Origin of the sequence: Achromobacter sp. D10, assembly GCF_035282245.1 — a bacterium.
GTDB lineage: Bacteria > Pseudomonadota > Gammaproteobacteria > Burkholderiales > Burkholderiaceae_B > Achromobacter > Achromobacter insolitus.
This window is the reverse complement of the sequence record NZ_JAYJLE010000001.1, coordinates 19720-35200: the sequence shown is the minus strand read 5'-3', so window position 1 is coordinate 35200 and position 15481 is coordinate 19720. Positions and strand designations below refer to the sequence as shown.

11 protein-coding genes are annotated in these 15481 nt (G+C 65.6%); 10 read left to right on the top strand and 1 reads right to left on the bottom strand.

Features of this window, described 5'->3' with window-relative positions; translation table 11 throughout:
• Positions 1-23 precede the first annotated feature (23 nt).
• The 8 genes from VCS63_RS00165 to VCS63_RS00130 all read left to right on the top strand — a co-directional run bounded on the left by VCS63_RS00165 (position 24) and on the right by VCS63_RS00130 (position 11520).
• Positions 24-2600, top strand: a complete 2577-nt coding sequence (locus tag VCS63_RS00165; RefSeq protein ID WP_223306412.1) for an EAL and GGDEF domain-containing protein — start codon at positions 24-26, stop codon at positions 2598-2600.
• A 1109-nt stretch (positions 2601-3709) separates the two neighbouring features.
• Positions 3710-6061: a bifunctional salicylyl-CoA 5-hydroxylase/oxidoreductase gene (locus VCS63_RS00160; RefSeq protein ID WP_323877961.1), complete on the top strand. Its 2352-nt coding sequence runs from the start codon at positions 3710-3712 to the stop codon at positions 6059-6061.
• Positions 6058-6849 (top strand): SDR family NAD(P)-dependent oxidoreductase, encoded by a 792-nt coding sequence (locus VCS63_RS00155; protein WP_042796270.1) that lies wholly within the window; start codon positions 6058-6060, stop codon positions 6847-6849. Before VCS63_RS00160 ends, VCS63_RS00155 begins: the two co-directional genes overlap by 4 nt.
• A gap of 42 nt (positions 6850-6891) precedes the next feature.
• Positions 6892-7749 carry an enoyl-CoA hydratase family protein gene (locus tag VCS63_RS00150; RefSeq protein ID WP_042796271.1) on the top strand — a complete coding sequence of 286 codons (858 nt, stop codon included), beginning with the start codon at positions 6892-6894 and terminating at the stop codon, positions 7747-7749.
• Between the two features lie 2 nt (positions 7750-7751).
• On the top strand, positions 7752-8921 hold the full coding sequence (locus VCS63_RS00145) for an acyl-CoA dehydrogenase family protein (RefSeq protein WP_042796272.1): 1170 nt from the start codon (positions 7752-7754) through the stop codon (positions 8919-8921).
• A 62-nt stretch (positions 8922-8983) separates the two neighbouring features.
• Entirely contained in the window at positions 8984-10624 is a 1641-nt protein-coding gene (locus tag VCS63_RS00140) for an AMP-binding protein (RefSeq protein ID WP_063961942.1), read from the top strand.
• Between the two features lie 20 nt (positions 10625-10644).
• Complete coding sequence (locus tag VCS63_RS00135; RefSeq protein WP_013391343.1) at positions 10645-11070, top strand: acyl-CoA thioesterase; 426 nt, start codon at positions 10645-10647, stop codon at positions 11068-11070.
• Positions 11071-11112: 42 nt separating this feature from the next.
• Positions 11113-11520, top strand: a complete 408-nt coding sequence (locus VCS63_RS00130; RefSeq protein WP_042796274.1) for a RidA family protein — start codon at positions 11113-11115, stop codon at positions 11518-11520.
• 236 nt (positions 11521-11756) lie between these two features.
• Here VCS63_RS00130 and VCS63_RS00125 read toward each other — a convergent pair whose 3' ends face one another.
• Complete coding sequence (locus VCS63_RS00125) at positions 11757-12743, bottom strand: AraC family transcriptional regulator (protein ID WP_042796275.1); 987 nt, start codon at positions 12741-12743, stop codon at positions 11757-11759.
• Between the two features lie 280 nt (positions 12744-13023).
• Here VCS63_RS00125 and VCS63_RS00120 point away from each other — a divergent pair, with 280 nt between their 5' ends.
• A complete protein-coding gene (locus VCS63_RS00120; protein ID WP_042796276.1) occupies positions 13024-14202 on the top strand; it encodes an ABC transporter substrate-binding protein in 1179 nt (392 codons plus the stop codon).
• Positions 14203-14230: 28 nt separating this feature from the next.
• Positions 14231-15475, top strand: coding sequence for a dienelactone hydrolase family protein (locus tag VCS63_RS00115; protein WP_042796277.1), 1245 nt, complete (start codon positions 14231-14233; stop codon positions 15473-15475).
• Positions 15476-15481: the final 6 nt, after the last annotated feature.

The window sequence follows — 15481 nt, the reverse complement described above, 5'->3', positions numbered from 1 at the left end:
TGTTATCCGGCATGGAGCCCCATATGCTTGATTCCTATCCAGGGGTCACCGGCGAGCGCCCGCAAGGCGCCGCGTGGCACCCGGGCACATACCTGGCGTCCATGGATCGGGCGCTGTTGCTGTTCGATTTCAACCCGGCCGGCTCCTTGTTGAACGCCAATGCCAACTTTCTTGCCTTGACGGGCTACGCGCGCGAAGAGGCCCTGGCGCTGCGCCACGACATGCTTTGCGACAGCATGGACGGGGGCAAGGGCATCGTCGGCGGCGAACAGGTGTGGGCCAGGCTGCTGGGCGGCAAGCATTTCACCGGCACCTGCCGGTACCGCAAGAAGGACGGCGGTTTCGTCTGGATCGAAGCCACCTACATGCCTATCGCCGACGAAGCCGGCGAGATCGTCCGCATTTCCGTCATTTCCCGCAAGTCCATCGCAGACGCCGACCGCCAGGAAGAGATCCGACTCCTGCTGTTGGGTATCAATGAAACCGGCAACGCGGTCGCGGTGTCGGGCCGCGATGGCCGCATTGTCTACGTGAACGACGGCTTTCAACGCATGCTGGGCTTTGCGCGCGGCGACGCCGTGAACCAGGAGCTGGGAGAACTGCTGGCCGGCGGCAGGCAGGATGGCGGCACGCGCGAGGAGCTAGGCCGCCGCATCGCCTGCCGCGAGGGCTACCACAAGGACGTGCTGGTCTACGACCGCGCCGGCCGGCCGCTGTGGGTGTCGGTGATGGCGAACTCCGTATTCGATGAACGGGGCGCCCTGGTCAACATCGTCGACGTGCTGACGGACATCACGCCCACCAAAGTGCATGAAGTCCTGCAGCGCCGCGTGCTGCAGGCCATGGTCAACGAGGCCTCGGTGGTCGAGGTCATGAATATGGTGTGCCGCGAGGTCGAGCGCCTGGCGCCCGAGGTGGCCGCCAGCGTCCTGCGGGTGGACGACGCCGGCCTGTTGCGGCCGCTTGCCGCGCCCAGCCTGCCGCAGGCCTATGCCGACGCCCTGGACGGCGTGGCCATCGGCCCGCAGGCGGGCGCTTGCGGCACCTCCGCGTACCTGGGACGGCCCGTGATCGTGCCGGACATCTCCACCGATCCGCTGTGGGACGACTACCGCCATCTCCCGCTGCCCGAAGACATGAAGGCCTGCTGGTCGTCGCCCATCAAGTCCAGCGACGGCCGGGTGATAGGCACTTTCGGCTTTTATTTCCGCGAACGGCGCCTGCCCGACGATTTCCATCACCGGCTGGTGGACGTGTGCGTATACCTGTGCGCGCTGGCGCTGGAGCGCGAGGAGGCGCGGGCCCGCATCCGCCAACTGGCGTTCTATGACGAGCTGACCGGGCTGCCCAACCGCAACCTGCTGCTGGCCCAGGCCGAGCAGGCCATTGCGCGCGCGGAACCGGAGCGCAAGCGGGTCGCCGTGCTGTTCCTGGACCTGGACCGCTTCAAGCAGGTCAACGATACCCTGGGGCATCCCATTGGTGACGCGTTGCTGCGCGACGTGGCGCAGCGCTTGCGGCGCCTGGCGCGCGCGACGGATATCGTGGGCCGGCTGTCGGGCGACGAGTTCGTGATGCTGATGCCGGATTTCGAGCATGGCCGTCTGACCGCCGCGGCCGAGCATGTGCTGGTGACCCTGGCCCATCCTTTCTCGGTGGGCGGCATCACGCTGAATCCGTCGGTCAGCATCGGCATCAGCGTTTTCCCTGAAAACGGGCGCGACATGGATACGCTGCTGCGTCATGCCGACATGGCCATGTACCAGGCCAAGACGGCGGGACGCAACCGTATTTCCTTCTTCAGCGCCGAGATGAACCGCCAGGCGCAAGAACGCCTGGCGCTGGAGGCGGCCCTGCGAGACGCGCTGGAGGCCAAGGCGTTGCGGCTGCACTATCAGCCGCAGGTGGGCCTGAAGAACGGTCAGCTTTATGGGGTTGAGGCGCTGGCCCGCTGGCGCCATCCGACCCTGGGCGATATCTCTCCGGCGCGTTTCGTGCCGCTGGCCGAGGAATGCGGCCTGATCGGCGACCTGGGCGACTGGGCCGTGCGCGAGGCATGTTCGCAGTTGGCGGTATGGCGCGCCAAGGGCTTGCGCGTGCCGTCGGTGTCGGTGAACCTGTCCGCAACGAATTTCCACAACCTGAACCTGCCGCGGATGATCGAGGCGACGCTTGCCGAGTTCGGGCTGGCCGCGGCAGATTTGATGCTGGAGATCACGGAAGGCGTCGTGCTGGATGCGACGGCTGGCACGCTGCGGACCATCGCCGAGCTGCACCGCCTGGGCGTGCGCCTGTCCATGGACGATTTCGGCACGGGCTACTCCAGCCTGGGGCATTTGCGCCGCCTGATTGTGGACGAACTGAAGCTGGACCGCAGTTTCGTGCAGGGCCTGGAAAGCGACGACGCGGCACGGGCCTTGACCAGCGCGGTGATTCGCATCGGGGAAAGCCTGAGCCTGCCTGTGGTGGCAGAGGGCGTCGAGAACGAGGAACAGCGGCGGTTCCTGATCGAGCAGGGATGTGCGGCGGGGCAAGGCTTTCTGTTTTCTCCGCCGTTGCCGGCTGCTGATCTTGAGGAGTGGTTGAGAGGTAGACCGTAAGGGGGGCTGCTGGCGTTTCGTGGTTTTTAGGTGTTGGTTCTTAAGGCGCCTGTCGCGTCGGGGCCCTGCGATGCGCGGGGCAACGATTGCGGTCCGGAGCGTTCGCTCCGGACTACCCCATCCTCATCCTCGTCACCGCCTGCGGCGGTTCCTTCGGATTCCGTCGGGCTTATCGACGCCCCGCGCCCCGCAGGCCCCCGACGCGACAGGCTCCGATGTATGAATCTTCACGGGCGCTTGGGGCGGTGGTGTGCTTGGCGTTCTTGCCACGAACGAGTGGGGTTGGCGTGTCTTGCGGGGCCCGCCCCAGGCCGGCCGCGCGGGCGGCCTTTTGGGGCTTACGCGGTGTCTTGCGTCGCGCGTTGGCGCTGCCGCGCTGGTGGCGATGATTTCGTTCGGTCTTGGCACCTGAATGCGCAGGCTGGCCAATATTCGTCACTCAACGCGGATGCCGGATGGGTGGCGCGCGTCCGGGTCTGCATGCGCAAGCGGCTGTCCGTCGCGCGCCACCCATCACCGCCCATCCCCCAATAGCTGGGGACCAATAGCAAATCATTCGTCGCATTCGCGCAAGCGAACACAATTGAAATTCAGAAACCACATATGTCATTCTCGGCCGCCCGCGCGGCCGAGAATGGCGGGCAACGCAAGACTCGTCCCTGATCACGGCTCCAGCAGCGCATCAGTCCAATACGCATGTAGCCCGTCGGCGCGGGCGCCTGAGGGGTGGGCAACCTCGATGCGCCCGCGGGAATCTGAAGGGAAGGCCGAAGGCCTGGACGAAGATGACAAGGGGGAAGTCCGGAGCGAAGGCTCCGGACCGCAATCGTGGGCGCCCACCCCTCAGGCGCCCGCGCCGACGGGCGGCCTACTAGCGCCGACTGCCCACGCCCCGCAACGCCCAAGACGCATCCCCGGCCCCAACCCGCCCGCAACCCAACAAAAGACTGTCCCCAATTACCCGCCCCTAAGTATCTAGATACTTTCCCCATTTGCACCTCGCCACCTTCAGGTATATATTTCAAGCCTAAACTATCCAGGTTTAAATATCTGCGGCCCCAGCTCCAGGAATTCAGAGCGGATGTCGCTTACCACGGAGCGCTACGGCAATGAAAATAGTCTGCATCGGCGGAGGCCCCGCCGGCCTGTATTTCGGTCTGCTCATGAAGCTGCAGGACCCTGCCAATGACGTCACCGTGATCGAGCGCAACCGCCCGTACGACACCTTCGGCTGGGGCGTGGTGTTCTCCGACGCCACCATGCAGAACCTGCGTGACGCCGACCCCGTTTCCGCCCAGACCATCGGCGACGCCTTCAACCACTGGGACGACATCGACATCCATTTCAAGGGCCGCAGCATGCGCAGCGGCGGTCACGGCTTTATTGGCATCGGCCGCAAGAAGCTGCTGAACATCCTGCAGGCGCGCTGCGAGGAAGTGGGCGTGAAGCTGGTGTTCGAGCAGTTCATCCAGGACGACCAGGCCATCGCGCGCGAATACGACGCCGATCTGGTCATCGCCTCGGATGGCATCAACAGCCAGGTCCGCACCCGCTACGCAGACACCTTCCAGCCGGACATCGACCAGCGTCGCTGCCGTTTCGTGTGGCTGGGCACCAAGAAGGTCTTCGACGCGTTTACCTTCGCCTTCGTCCAGACCGAGCACGGCTGGTTCCAGGCGCACGCCTACCGCTACGAAGACGGCATGTCCACGTTCATCGTGGAAACGCCCGAGGAAACCTGGCAGGCTGCTGGCATCGAACAGATGAGCCAGGAAGAAGGCATTGCCTACTGCGAAAAGCTGTTCGCGCCCTGGCTCGACGGCAATGCGCTGATCAGCAACGCCTCGCACTTGCGCGGTTCGGCCATCTGGATCCGGTTCCCGCGTGTCATCTGCAACACCTGGGTGCACTGGAACACGCTGGACACCGCGCGCGGGGAGCGCCGCGTGCCCGTGGTGCTGATGGGCGATGCCGCCCACACCGCTCATTTCTCGATCGGCTCCGGCACCAAGCTGGCGCTGGAAGACGCCATCGAACTGGCGCGCTGCCTGAGCGGCGCCGAAGGCAGCGTCGAAGCGGGCCTGAAGCACTACGAGGAAGTCCGTAGCGTGGAAGTGCTGAAAATCCAGAATGCCGCCCGAAACTCCACGGAATGGTTCGAGAACGTCGAGCGCTACGCCGACCTGGAACCGGAACAGTTCGCCTATTCGCTGTTGACCCGCTCGCAGCGGATTTCGCACGAGAATCTGCGCTTGCGCGACCCCGCCTGGCTGGAAGGCTTCGAGCGCTGGATCGCGGAACGCGCCGGCGCCGCCACGGCCCCGGGCCAGCGCCCCGCGATTCCCATGCTGACGCCTTACCAGGCGCGCGGTGTGCGGCTGAAGAACCGCATCATGGTGTCGCCGATGGCCATGTACTCCTGCACCGATGGCGTGCCGGGCGACTTCCACCTGGTGCACCTGGGCGCCCGCGCGATGGGCGGCGCCGGGCTGGTCATGGTCGAGATGACCTGCGTTTCGCCGGACGGCCGCATCACCCCGGGCTGCCCCGGCCTCTGGAATGACGAACAGCGCGACGCGTTCGCCCGCATCGTCGGCTTCGTGCACGGCAACAGCGATGCCCGCATCGGCATGCAGTTGGGCCATGCCGGCCGCAAGGGTTCCACGCAACTGGGCTGGCAGAAGATCGACCATCCGCTGGCCGAGGGCAACTGGCCGCTGGTTTCGGCATCGGCGCTGCCGTACATCGAAGGCGTGTCGCAGACGCCGCGCGCCATGACGCGCGCCGACATGGACGAGGTGCGCGACAACTTCGTGGCCGCCGCGCGCCGCGCCGAGCAGGCTGGCTTTGACTGGCTGGAGTTGCACTGCGCCCACGGCTACCTACTGTCCAGCTTCATTTCCCCGCTGACCAATCACCGTAGCGACGAGTACGGCGGCAGCCTGGAAAACCGCCTGCGCTTCCCGCTGGAAGTGTTCCACGCCGTTCGCGCCGTCTGGCCCGAGAACAAGCCGATGTCGGTGCGGATTTCCGCCAGCGACTGGGTCGAGGGCGGCATCACCGCCGACGACGCGGTGGAGATCGCCCGCCACTTCAAGGCCGCCGGCGCCGACATGATCGACTGCTCGTCCGGCCAGGTCAGCAAGGAAGAAAAGCCGGTCTATGGCCGCATGTTCCAGACTCCGTTCGCCGACCGGGTGCGCAACGAGGCCGGCATCCCGACTATCGCGGTGGGAGCGATCTTCGAGGCCGACCACGCCAACGGGATCATCGCCTCGGGCCGCGCCGATCTCTGCGCCCTGGCACGTCCCCATTTGGCCGACGCCTCCTGGACGCTACGCGAAGCGGCGCGGGTGGGCTACCGTGATGTTTCGTGGCCTAGCCAGTACTTCGCCGGCAAGCGCCAGCTGGAAACCAACTTCGAACGCGCCGCCGCGATGGCGCAACTGGATATCAAATGAACGCCATTCCGCTCCCGCTGTCAGGACGCCACGCGCTGGTGACGGGCGGCGCCCGCGGCATCGGGCTGGCCTGCGCCCGGGCGCTCCTGCAGCGAGGCGCGCGCGTCACATTGCTGGGCCGCGATGGCGCGGCGCTGGACGCCGCGGTCGACAGTCTGGCCAGCCTGGGACAGGTGCAGGCCGTCAGCGCCGACATCGCCAACGAAGCCTCGGTGCGGGCGGCCTTTTCCCAGGCCGAAGTCGAATTCGGTCCGGTGCTTGTGCTGGTGAACAACGCCGGCCAGGCCGTCAGCCAACGCTTTGACCGCACGGACGCGGCGATGTGGCAGTCCATGCTGGATGTCAATCTGACGGGCACCTTCCACTGCATCCAGGCGGCCTTGCCCGGCATGTTGCAGGAAAAATGGGGCCGGGTGATCAACGTGGCCAGTACGGCCGGCCTGATCGGCTATGGCTACGTCAGCGCCTATTGCGCCGCCAAGCATGGCGTCATCGGCCTGACCCGCTCCCTGGCGCTGGAAACCGCGCAAAAGGGCGTGACGGTCAATGCCGTCTGCCCGGGCTACACCGAAACCGACATCGTGCGCGGCGCGGTGTCGAATATTGTCGAGAAGACCGGCATGACGCCGGACGCCGCCCGCGCCAAGCTGGCCGAACGCAATCCGCAGGGCCGCCTGGTGCAGCCCGAGGAAGTGGCCGAGACGGTCGCCTGGCTGGCCTTGCCGGCTTCGGCTTCGGTCAACGGCCAGGCCATTGCCGTAGACGGCGGCGAAGTGATGACCGGCTGAAGCCGGCGCCCCATCCACCCCCAATTCACGAACGGAGACACCATGAGCACCCAGCCCGAAGAGCACACCATGAAACACCATAAACGTCCGTTTGCCGGCTACCAGGCGAAGACGTTCCTGTGGCAGGTGTCGGCCGACGGCAAGATCGGCACGGTGACCCTGAACCGCCCCGAGCGCAAGAATCCGCTGACGTTCGACTCCTACGCCGAACTGCGCGATCTGTTCCGCGCGCTGGTGTACGCGACCGACATCAAGGTCGTGGTGGTGACGGGCGCGGGCGGCAATTTCTGCTCGGGTGGCGACGTGCACGAGATCATCGGGCCGTTGACCAAGATGAGCATGCCGGAACTCCTGGACTTCACCCGCATGACCGGCGACCTGGTCAAGGCCATGCGCGCCTGCCCGCAGCCCATCGTGGCGGCGGTCGACGGCATCTGCGCCGGCGCCGGCGCGATGGTGGCGCTGGCTTCGGACATGCGCCTGGGCACGCCTGCCGCGCGCACGGCTTTCCTGTTCACGCGCGTGGGCCTGGCGGGCGCGGACATGGGCGCCTGCACCTTGCTGCCGCGCATGATCGGCCAAGGTCGCGCGTCGGAGCTGCTCTACACGGGCCGCGCCATGACGGCGGAAGAGGGCGCGAGCTGGGGCTTTTTCAATGCTTTGCACGAACCCGGCGCGTTGGCGGACGCAGCACAGACGCTGGCCGCGCAACTGGCGGCAGGACCCACCTTCGCCCATGGCGTTACCAAGAAGCTGCTGCACCAGGAATGGAACATGGGCGTGGACGAGGCCATCGAGGCCGAAGCCGAGGCCCAGGCCATCTGCATGCAGACGCGCGATTTCCGTCGCGCCTACGAGGCTTTCGTGGCCAAGCAAAAACCGGTGTTCCAAGGGGACTGAGCATGCGCGATGCAAGCTGGCTGGATTGGCCGTTCTTTGACGATGCGCATCGCAAGCTGGCGCACGACGTCGACGCCTGGTGCGAGGCGTCCCTGGCAGACGTGGATCACCATGACGCCGATGGCGCCTGCAAGAAGCTGGTGCGCGCCATGGGCAAGGCCGGCTGGCTGCGCTATGCGGTCGCGGGCGGCCCTGGCGGTGCCTGGGGCGGCGCGTTGCCGGAAGTGGATTCCCGCGCCGTCTGCATCCTGCGTGAAACCCTGGCCCGGCACGAAGGCCTGGCGGACTTCGCCTTCGCCATGCAAGGCCTGGGCAGCGGCGCCATTTCCTTGATGGGCTCGGACGAGCTGCGCCAGCGCTATCTGCCGCGCGTGGCCCGGGGCGAGGCCATCGCCGCCTTCGCGCTGTCGGAGCCCGACGCCGGATCGGACGTGGCCGCGCTGGCTTGCGAGGCCACGCTGGACGGCGATCACTATGTGCTGAATGGCGCCAAGACCTGGATTTCCAACGGCGGCATCGCGGATTTCTATTGCGTGTTCGCGCGCACCGGCGAAGCCCCCGGCGCGCGCGGCATCAGCGCTTTTGTGGTGGACGCCGATACGCCCGGCTTCGAGGTCAGCGAGCGCATCGATCTGATCGCGCCGCACCCCCTGGCCACCATCACGTTCGACAACTGCCGCATTCCGGTTTCGCACCGGCTGGGCGAGGCAGGCCAGGGATTCAAGCTGGCCATGATGACGCTGGACATCTTCCGCGCGTCGGTGGCGGCGGCGGCATTGGGCTTTGCACGCCGGGCGCTGGACGAAGGCCTGGCGCGTTCCAAGTCCCGCCGCATGTTCGGCCAGACGCTGTCCGACCTGCAGCTGACGCAGGCCGCGTTGGGCGACATGGCGACCGCGATCGACGCCTCGGCGTTGCTGACGTACCGCGCCGCCTGGATGCGCGACGTGCTGAAGCAGCGCACCACGCGCGAAGCGGCGATGGCCAAGATGACCGCCACGGAATCGGCGCAGACCGTGATCGACCGCGCGCTGCAGATGTTCGGCGGCGCGGGCGTGGTGTCGGGGATGCCGGTGGAGAAGCTTTACAGGGAAATAAGAGCGCTGCGGATCTACGAAGGCGCGACAGAAGTGCAGAAGTTGATCATTGCCCGTGAACTGCTGAAGGCGTAAGGAAGCCACCGAGCTCCGTCGTCCCGGCACAGCAAAACCACCGCAATAGCAAGGGGAAATTCATGGAAGCATCCGCCCACATCGACACTTTCGCCCGGGACAATCTGCCCCCGGGCGACCAATGGCCAGAGTTCCTGCTCGACGGCCCCGACGTGGCCTATCCGAAGCGGTTCAATTGCGCGGTCGAACTGGTGGACGCCATGGTCGAACGCGGCCATGGCGAGCGCGTTGCGCTGCGCTGGAGCCAGGACGGCAAGCAGGCCACGATGACCTACCGCGAGCTGGCCAAGCTGACCAATCGCATCGCCCGCGTGCTGGCCGAGGACATGGGGCTGGTGCCGGGCAACCGCTTGCTGCTGCGCGGGCCGAACAATCCGATGATGGCCGCCTCGTGGCTGGCGGCCGTCAAGGCGGGGCTGGTGACGGTGCCAACGATGCCGCTGCTGCGTGCCAAGGAGCTCAAGCAGATCATCGACAAGGCGCAGATCCAGGCGGTGTTGTGCGATGTCCGGCTGAAGGACGAGGCCGAATTCTGCACGCAGCCCGCGCACGAGCATCACTGCCCCGGCCTGACGAAGGTCATGTATTTCAACGATAAGGCGCCCGATGCGCTGGACGCGCTGGCCGCGGCCAAGCCTGACAGCTTCACGGCTTGCGATACCGCCGCCGACGACGTCTGCCTGATCGCTTTCACCAGCGGCACCACGGGCGCGCCCAAGGGCTGCATGCATTTTCACCGCGACGTGCTGGCGATGTGCGATTTGTTCCCCAAGCACGTCATCAAGCCGGGCCCGGACGACATCTTCTGCGGCACGCCGCCGTTGGCCTTTACGTTCGGCCTGGGCGGACTGCTGTGCTTCCCGCTGCGTGTGGGCGCAAGCACGGTGCTGGCCGAGAAGCTATCTCCCGAAAGCCTGCTGCAGCTGATCCAGGATTTCCGCGCCACCATCGTGTTCACGGCGCCCACCTTCTACCGCCAGATGGCGGCGCTGGTGGATAAGTTCGACCTGTCTTCCTTGAAGAAGAGCGTGTCGGCGGGCGAAGCGCTGCCGGACGCGACGCGTCAGCTGTGGAAACAGGCCAGCGGCATCGAGATGATCGACGGCATCGGCGGCACGGAGATGATCCACGTGTTCGTGTCCAGTCCGCCCGAGTCGGTCAAGCCCGGGGCTATCGGCCGCGTGGTGCCGGGCTATGTGGCGCAGATCGTGGATGACGATATGAAGCCGGTGCCCAATGGCACGGTGGGCCGGTTGGCGATCAAGGGTCCGACGGGCTGCCGCTATCTGGCGGACGAGCGCCAGCGCCGCTTCGTGCAAAACGGCTGGAACCTGCCGGGCGATACCTTCCTGCGGGACGACGATGGCTATTTCTTCTACCAGGCGCGCAATGACGACATGATCGTCTCGGCCGGCTACAACATCGCCGGCCCTGAGGTCGAGGACGCGCTGTTGCGCCATGAAGCCGTAGCAGAGTGCGGCGTGGTGGGCGCGGCGGACGAAGAGCGCGGCCAGGTCGTCAAGGCATTCGTGGTGCTCAAGCCGGGCTATGCGGCCAGCAATGAGCTGGTGGCCGCCTTGCAGCAGTTCGTCAAGGCCAACATCGCACCCTACAAGTATCCCCGCGCCATCGAGTTTGTCGACGCGCTGCCGCGCACTGAAACCGGCAAGCTGCAGCGTTTTGCGCTGCGCAAGATGGCCTGAACAGGCAACAAGGAAATCCCATGGCAGCCCCTTTCATCAGCCAGGTCGAAGTCCGCTTCCGTCATTGCGATCCGGCGGGCATCGTTTTCTACCCTCGCTACTTCGAGATGATCAATGACTTTGTCGAAGAGTGGTTCGACAAGGGCATGGGCTTGCCGTTTCACGCGCTGCACGTGGAGCGTCACATCGGCACGCCGATGGCGTCGGTGCAATGCGATTTCAGTGCGCCCAGCCGCTGGCACGAACGTTTGCGCCAGGTGCTGGAGGTACAGCGCATCGGCGGCGCGTCGTTCAAGGCGCTGGTGCGTTTCGAGGGGCCGGATGGCCAGTTGCGTTTGTCGGCGACGCTGACGATCGTGACAGTGGATTTGCGGACGATGAAGTCCATGCCGCTGCCTGCGGATCTGCGGGAACGCATGCAGGCTTATCTGGTTCCCGCGGCGTAAGCGGCGGGGATCGTTTGCTTTTCTTAAATATAGGATGACGTTATGAAGATTCTGCAACCGCCGGATTGGATGGCGCCCCGTGGCTATTCGAATGGCGTGCTCACCGAGATGCAGGTGGGCAGCAAGCTCGTATTCGTGGGCGGGCAGGTGGGGTGGAATGGCCAGCAGCAGTTCGAGACTGACGATCTGGCGGAACAAGTTCGCCAGACGCTGGCGAACATCGTCGCGATCCTGGCCGAGGGTGGCGCGAAGCCCGAACATATTGTCCGGATGACGTGGTACGTGACGGACAAGAATGAGTACGTGGCGGCGTATCCGGCCATCGGCAAGCATTACCGGGAGTACATCGGCCGGCATTTTCCGGCGATGACGGCGGTGGAAGTGGCGGATCTGGTCGAGGATCGGGCCAAGGTGGAGATTGAGGTTACTGCTGTGGTGCCGGCGCAGTAATTGCCGGTTGCTCCTGGGCGCCGAGGGCCTTTTGTTTGCGGGTCTTCGGTGCTTTTTTTGTGAGCGTTTGAGTTCATGAGACATCTGCCGTTGCGATGATCCGGCGTGCGGACTCGCACGTTGCCGCCGCGCCGGGCTCTGTCAATTGCTGTTGACGTCAGCATGCGCGGGGGCGCGTTCCATGGTTTCGTTACTGTTGATGCGCCGTCGTCTTTGCGTGCGCGCGCATTTCTACGTCACTCCATCATCCGCCGCGTCTCGCGCGGCAATTCCCCGAAGCGTTCACGGTAGTACTCCGAGAACCGTCCCAAATGCCCGAACCCCACGCCCAGCGCCACTTCCGTGACGCTGGCGCCTGCCTGCGTCCGTAACCGGCTCCTGGCCTCGTCCAGCCGCAGCGCCCGCAACGCGTTCATGGGCGTGGTGTTGCGGTGTTCCTGGAACAAACGCGTGAGCGCGCTGGCGCTGGCGCCGGCGTGCCGGGCGATGTCGGCCAGGGTCAGGGGGGCGGCGAGGTGATCGCGCATATAGCCTTCCGCGGCGCTCAGCCGGCGCGGGACGGCGGGGGCCATGCCGGCGTGCGCTTGCCAGCTGTTGGGCTGGTTGTAGAGCAGGTGCAGCACCAGCGTGTCTTCCAGGTGTTCCAGCCAGGCCGCTGGCGGGCGGGGCGCGCCGTCGTCCAGGGTGGGAAGCAGGTGGATCAGGCTTTCGACCATGCTGCGCCAGACGGCGCCGACCGGGTTGTCCAGGCGCAGGGCCGGGCTGAAGTCGAGCGGCCGGGTCGCGGCTTCGCCGAAGGCGCGCTGGCCGATGGCTTCGAGCTTGCCGCGGGGGATCTTGAGCAGCAGCTGTTCGCAACCGGCTTCCCAGTGCAGTTTCAGAGGGCGATTGGGAGCAATGACAGCGGCGCAGTCGGGGTCGGCGTCCACGCGGTCATTGCCGCATTCGATACAGGCGCGCCCGCTCAAGGGGACCTGGACCAGCATGAAGTCCTGCAGGCGATCGGGCTCGATGTGGACTTCGGCGCCGTAGCGCAACGTACAGACTGTCAGCGACCCGAAGCGGCCTCGGTTCAGTTCGGCATCGACGCGGCCTCCTTTCCAGGTCAGACGGTGTTCTTTCAGGGCTTCGGACACGAGGGTGCGCGTCTCGTCCTGCTGGGTGGAACTGAAGACGCGCCGCTTGAACAGGGGCGCAAGCGTGAGTCGGGACCAGCCGTGCATGGATGCCTCCGGGACGGGAACGCTCCCGTGTTACTGCCGAGGGTAATTTAAACGTCAAGGACTTGGAATTAAGTGAATCCCGGATAAGGCTGACGGAATCCGGATAGAGCGGTGCCCGGGCGCGGCCTAATCTAGCCGGCAGGCCCTTCGCGTGTTGGTTGGAGGGCGGCGCCGCGGCGCGTAAGCTGGCGGCGTTGTTCGGCAGCATGCGTTTACCGACGGCAGACGGGTTCTGTCAGCTTTCCGCCGGCAAGGCCGGGCGGGGAAAACGGGGTGGCTCATGAATCGAAATCTATGGAGCCGGCGCGCGCTGGCTGCGCTGGTGTGCATGACGGCGGCGGCGGGCGCCACGGCGGCGGACAAGGTCAAGGTCGGCTTGCTGACCACGCTGTCGGGACCGGGGGCGGCGCTGGGCAACGAGATCCGCGACGGCTTCAATCTGGCGCTGCAGCATACGGGCGGCAAGCTCGGCGGATTGCCGGCGGAAGTGGTTGTGGCCGACGATCAGCAGAAGGCGGACACTGGGCGGCAGGCGGTGGAGCGGCTGTTGAAGCGCGACCGCGTGAACATCATGACGGGCATCGTGTTTTCGAACGTGCTGTTGCCGGTAATGCCGGCCATCCTGCAGTCGGGAACCATCTACCTCAGCACCAATACCGGGCCGGAGAACTACGCGGGCGCGGGCTGTAATCCGAATTTCTTCGCGGTCGCCTGGCAGAACGAAGACATTCCGGCCGCGATGGGCAAGTACGCCACCGACCAGGGCTACAAGAGCGTGGCGCTGATCGCGCCGGACTATCCGGGCGGACGGGAGTCGCTCAATGGCTTCAAGCGTCTTTACAAGGGGGGATTGTCCGAAGAGATCTACACCCAACTCGGACAGCTGGACTACGGCGTCGAGATTACCCGCCTGCGGGCCAGCAAGCCCGATGCGGTGTTCTTCTTTCTGCCGGGCGGCATGGGCGTGAACTTCATCAAGCAGTTCAACGGCGCCGGCCTCTCCAAGGAGATTGCGCTGCTGGCCCCCGGATTCTCGGGCGACGAGGACACGATCGCGGCGGTGGGCGCGCCCATCGAGGGCATGCGCAATACGTCGCAATGGGCACAGGACCTGGACAACCCGGCCAACCGCAAGTTTGTCGAAGACTTCCGAAAGACCTACAACCGCAGTCCCACGCTGTACGCCTCGCAGGGCTACGACGCGGCCATGTTGCTGGACAGCGCGGTGCGCCAGACCGGCGGCAAGCTGGACGCGGACGCGTTGCGCCCGGCGTTGCGGCGCGCGGACTTCAAGTCGGTGCGCGGCGATTTCAAGTTCAACCGCAACCAGTATCCGGTGCAGAACTATTACCTGCGCATCGTCGAGGCCGGAGCGGGGGGCAAGTTGTCCAATAAGCTGTCGGGCACGGTGCTGACCCAGTACCAGGACCCTTTTGCCGCTGCCTGCCAGATGAAGTAGAGCGGATATCTGCATCGAGGAGATACGTATGACCCAGAACATTACGACGCGCGAAGTGACGGTGGCCTCGCATGATGGCAAGTCCTTCGGCGCCTATCTGGCCGTGCCGGCGTCCGGCCATGGCCCGGGCCTGGTGCTGTGCCAGGAAATCTTCGGCGTGAACGACTTCATGCGCCGCGCGGCGCAGTTGCTGGCCGAGGAGGGATATGTGGTGCTGGTGCCGGACCTGTTCTGGCGCCAGCAGCCGGGCATTCAGCTGACCGACGGTCCGGCCGACATGCCCCGCGCCTTCGAGCTCTACCAGGGTTTCGACGTTGAGCTGGGCCTGAAGGACATCGCCGCTACCATCGACGCCTTGCGCGCGCTGCCCGAGCAGCAGGGCGGGGTGGGCGTGCTGGGCTATTGCCTGGGCGGCAAGCTGGCCTACCTGGCCGCCTGCCGCACCGACGTGGACGTGGCCATCGGCTATTACGGCGTGGGTATCGAGAACAGCCTCGAAGAAGCTTCAGGCCTGCGTGGCCGCCTGGTGCTGCACATCGCCGAGCAGGACGGCTTCTGTCCGCCCGAGGCGCGCCAGCGCATCCTGGAGGCGCTGGGCAACAAGCCTGGGGTGCAGATCTACGTCTACCCGGGCATGGACCACGCGTTTGCGCGTACCGGCGGCGATCACTACGACAAGCCGTCGGCCTTGATGGCGCACCAGCGCAGCATGGCAGCCTTGCAACGCGCCATCGGGCCTGAGTTCGATTACTCGTACCTCTGGGACAAGCACTGCGAATACGAATTCGGCACGCGCGATGTGGCCGCCACCATGGCCACGATGGTGGCCGAACCCTATGTGAATCACATCCCCACCATGACCGGGGGCGTGGGCTACAAGGAACTCAGCCGCTTCTACCAGCACCACTTCGTCAACAGCAATCCGCCGGACACTCGCCTGGTGCCGTTGTCGCGCACGGTGGGCGCCACGCAGATCGTGGATGAGTTGCTGTTCTGCTTCACGCACACCACCGAGATCGATTGGCTGTTGCCCGGCGTGAAGCCCACCGGAAAATATGTGGAGATCCCGCTGATCGCCATCGTCAAGTTCCGCGGCGATAAGCTCTACCACGAGCACATCTACTGGGATCAGGCCAGCGTGCTGGTGCAGGTGGGGTTGCTGGACCCGAAGGGCCTGCCCGTGGCGGGCCGCGAGACCGCCGCCAAGTTGCTGGACGAGACCCTGCCGTCGAACACGCTGATGGCGCGCTGGAAAGAAAGCGAGCACAAGTAGGAGCCG

What these genes read in the sequence shown, in the direction of transcription:
- VCS63_RS00165 (WP_223306412.1), top strand. Translation starts at nt 24, where the DNA reads ATGCTTGATTCCTATCCAGGGGTCACCGGCGAGCGCCCGCAAGGCGCC.
- VCS63_RS00140 (WP_063961942.1), top strand. Translation starts at nt 8,984, where the DNA reads ATGGAAGCATCCGCCCACATCGACACTTTCGCCCGGGACAATCTGCCC.
- VCS63_RS00160 (WP_323877961.1), top strand. Translation starts at nt 3,710, where the DNA reads ATGAAAATAGTCTGCATCGGCGGAGGCCCCGCCGGCCTGTATTTCGGT.
- VCS63_RS00130 (WP_042796274.1), top strand. Translation starts at nt 11,113, where the DNA reads ATGAAGATTCTGCAACCGCCGGATTGGATGGCGCCCCGTGGCTATTCG.
- VCS63_RS00135 (WP_013391343.1), top strand. Translation starts at nt 10,645, where the DNA reads ATGGCAGCCCCTTTCATCAGCCAGGTCGAAGTCCGCTTCCGTCATTGC.
- VCS63_RS00145 (WP_042796272.1), top strand. Translation starts at nt 7,752, where the DNA reads ATGCGCGATGCAAGCTGGCTGGATTGGCCGTTCTTTGACGATGCGCAT.
- VCS63_RS00125 (WP_042796275.1), bottom strand. Translation starts at nt 12,743, where the DNA reads ATGCACGGCTGGTCCCGACTCACGCTTGCGCCCCTGTTCAAGCGGCGC.
- VCS63_RS00115 (WP_042796277.1), top strand. Translation starts at nt 14,231, where the DNA reads ATGACCCAGAACATTACGACGCGCGAAGTGACGGTGGCCTCGCATGAT.
- VCS63_RS00120 (WP_042796276.1), top strand. Translation starts at nt 13,024, where the DNA reads ATGAATCGAAATCTATGGAGCCGGCGCGCGCTGGCTGCGCTGGTGTGC.
- VCS63_RS00150 (WP_042796271.1), top strand. Translation starts at nt 6,892, where the DNA reads ATGAGCACCCAGCCCGAAGAGCACACCATGAAACACCATAAACGTCCG.
- VCS63_RS00155 (WP_042796270.1), top strand. Translation starts at nt 6,058, where the DNA reads ATGAACGCCATTCCGCTCCCGCTGTCAGGACGCCACGCGCTGGTGACG.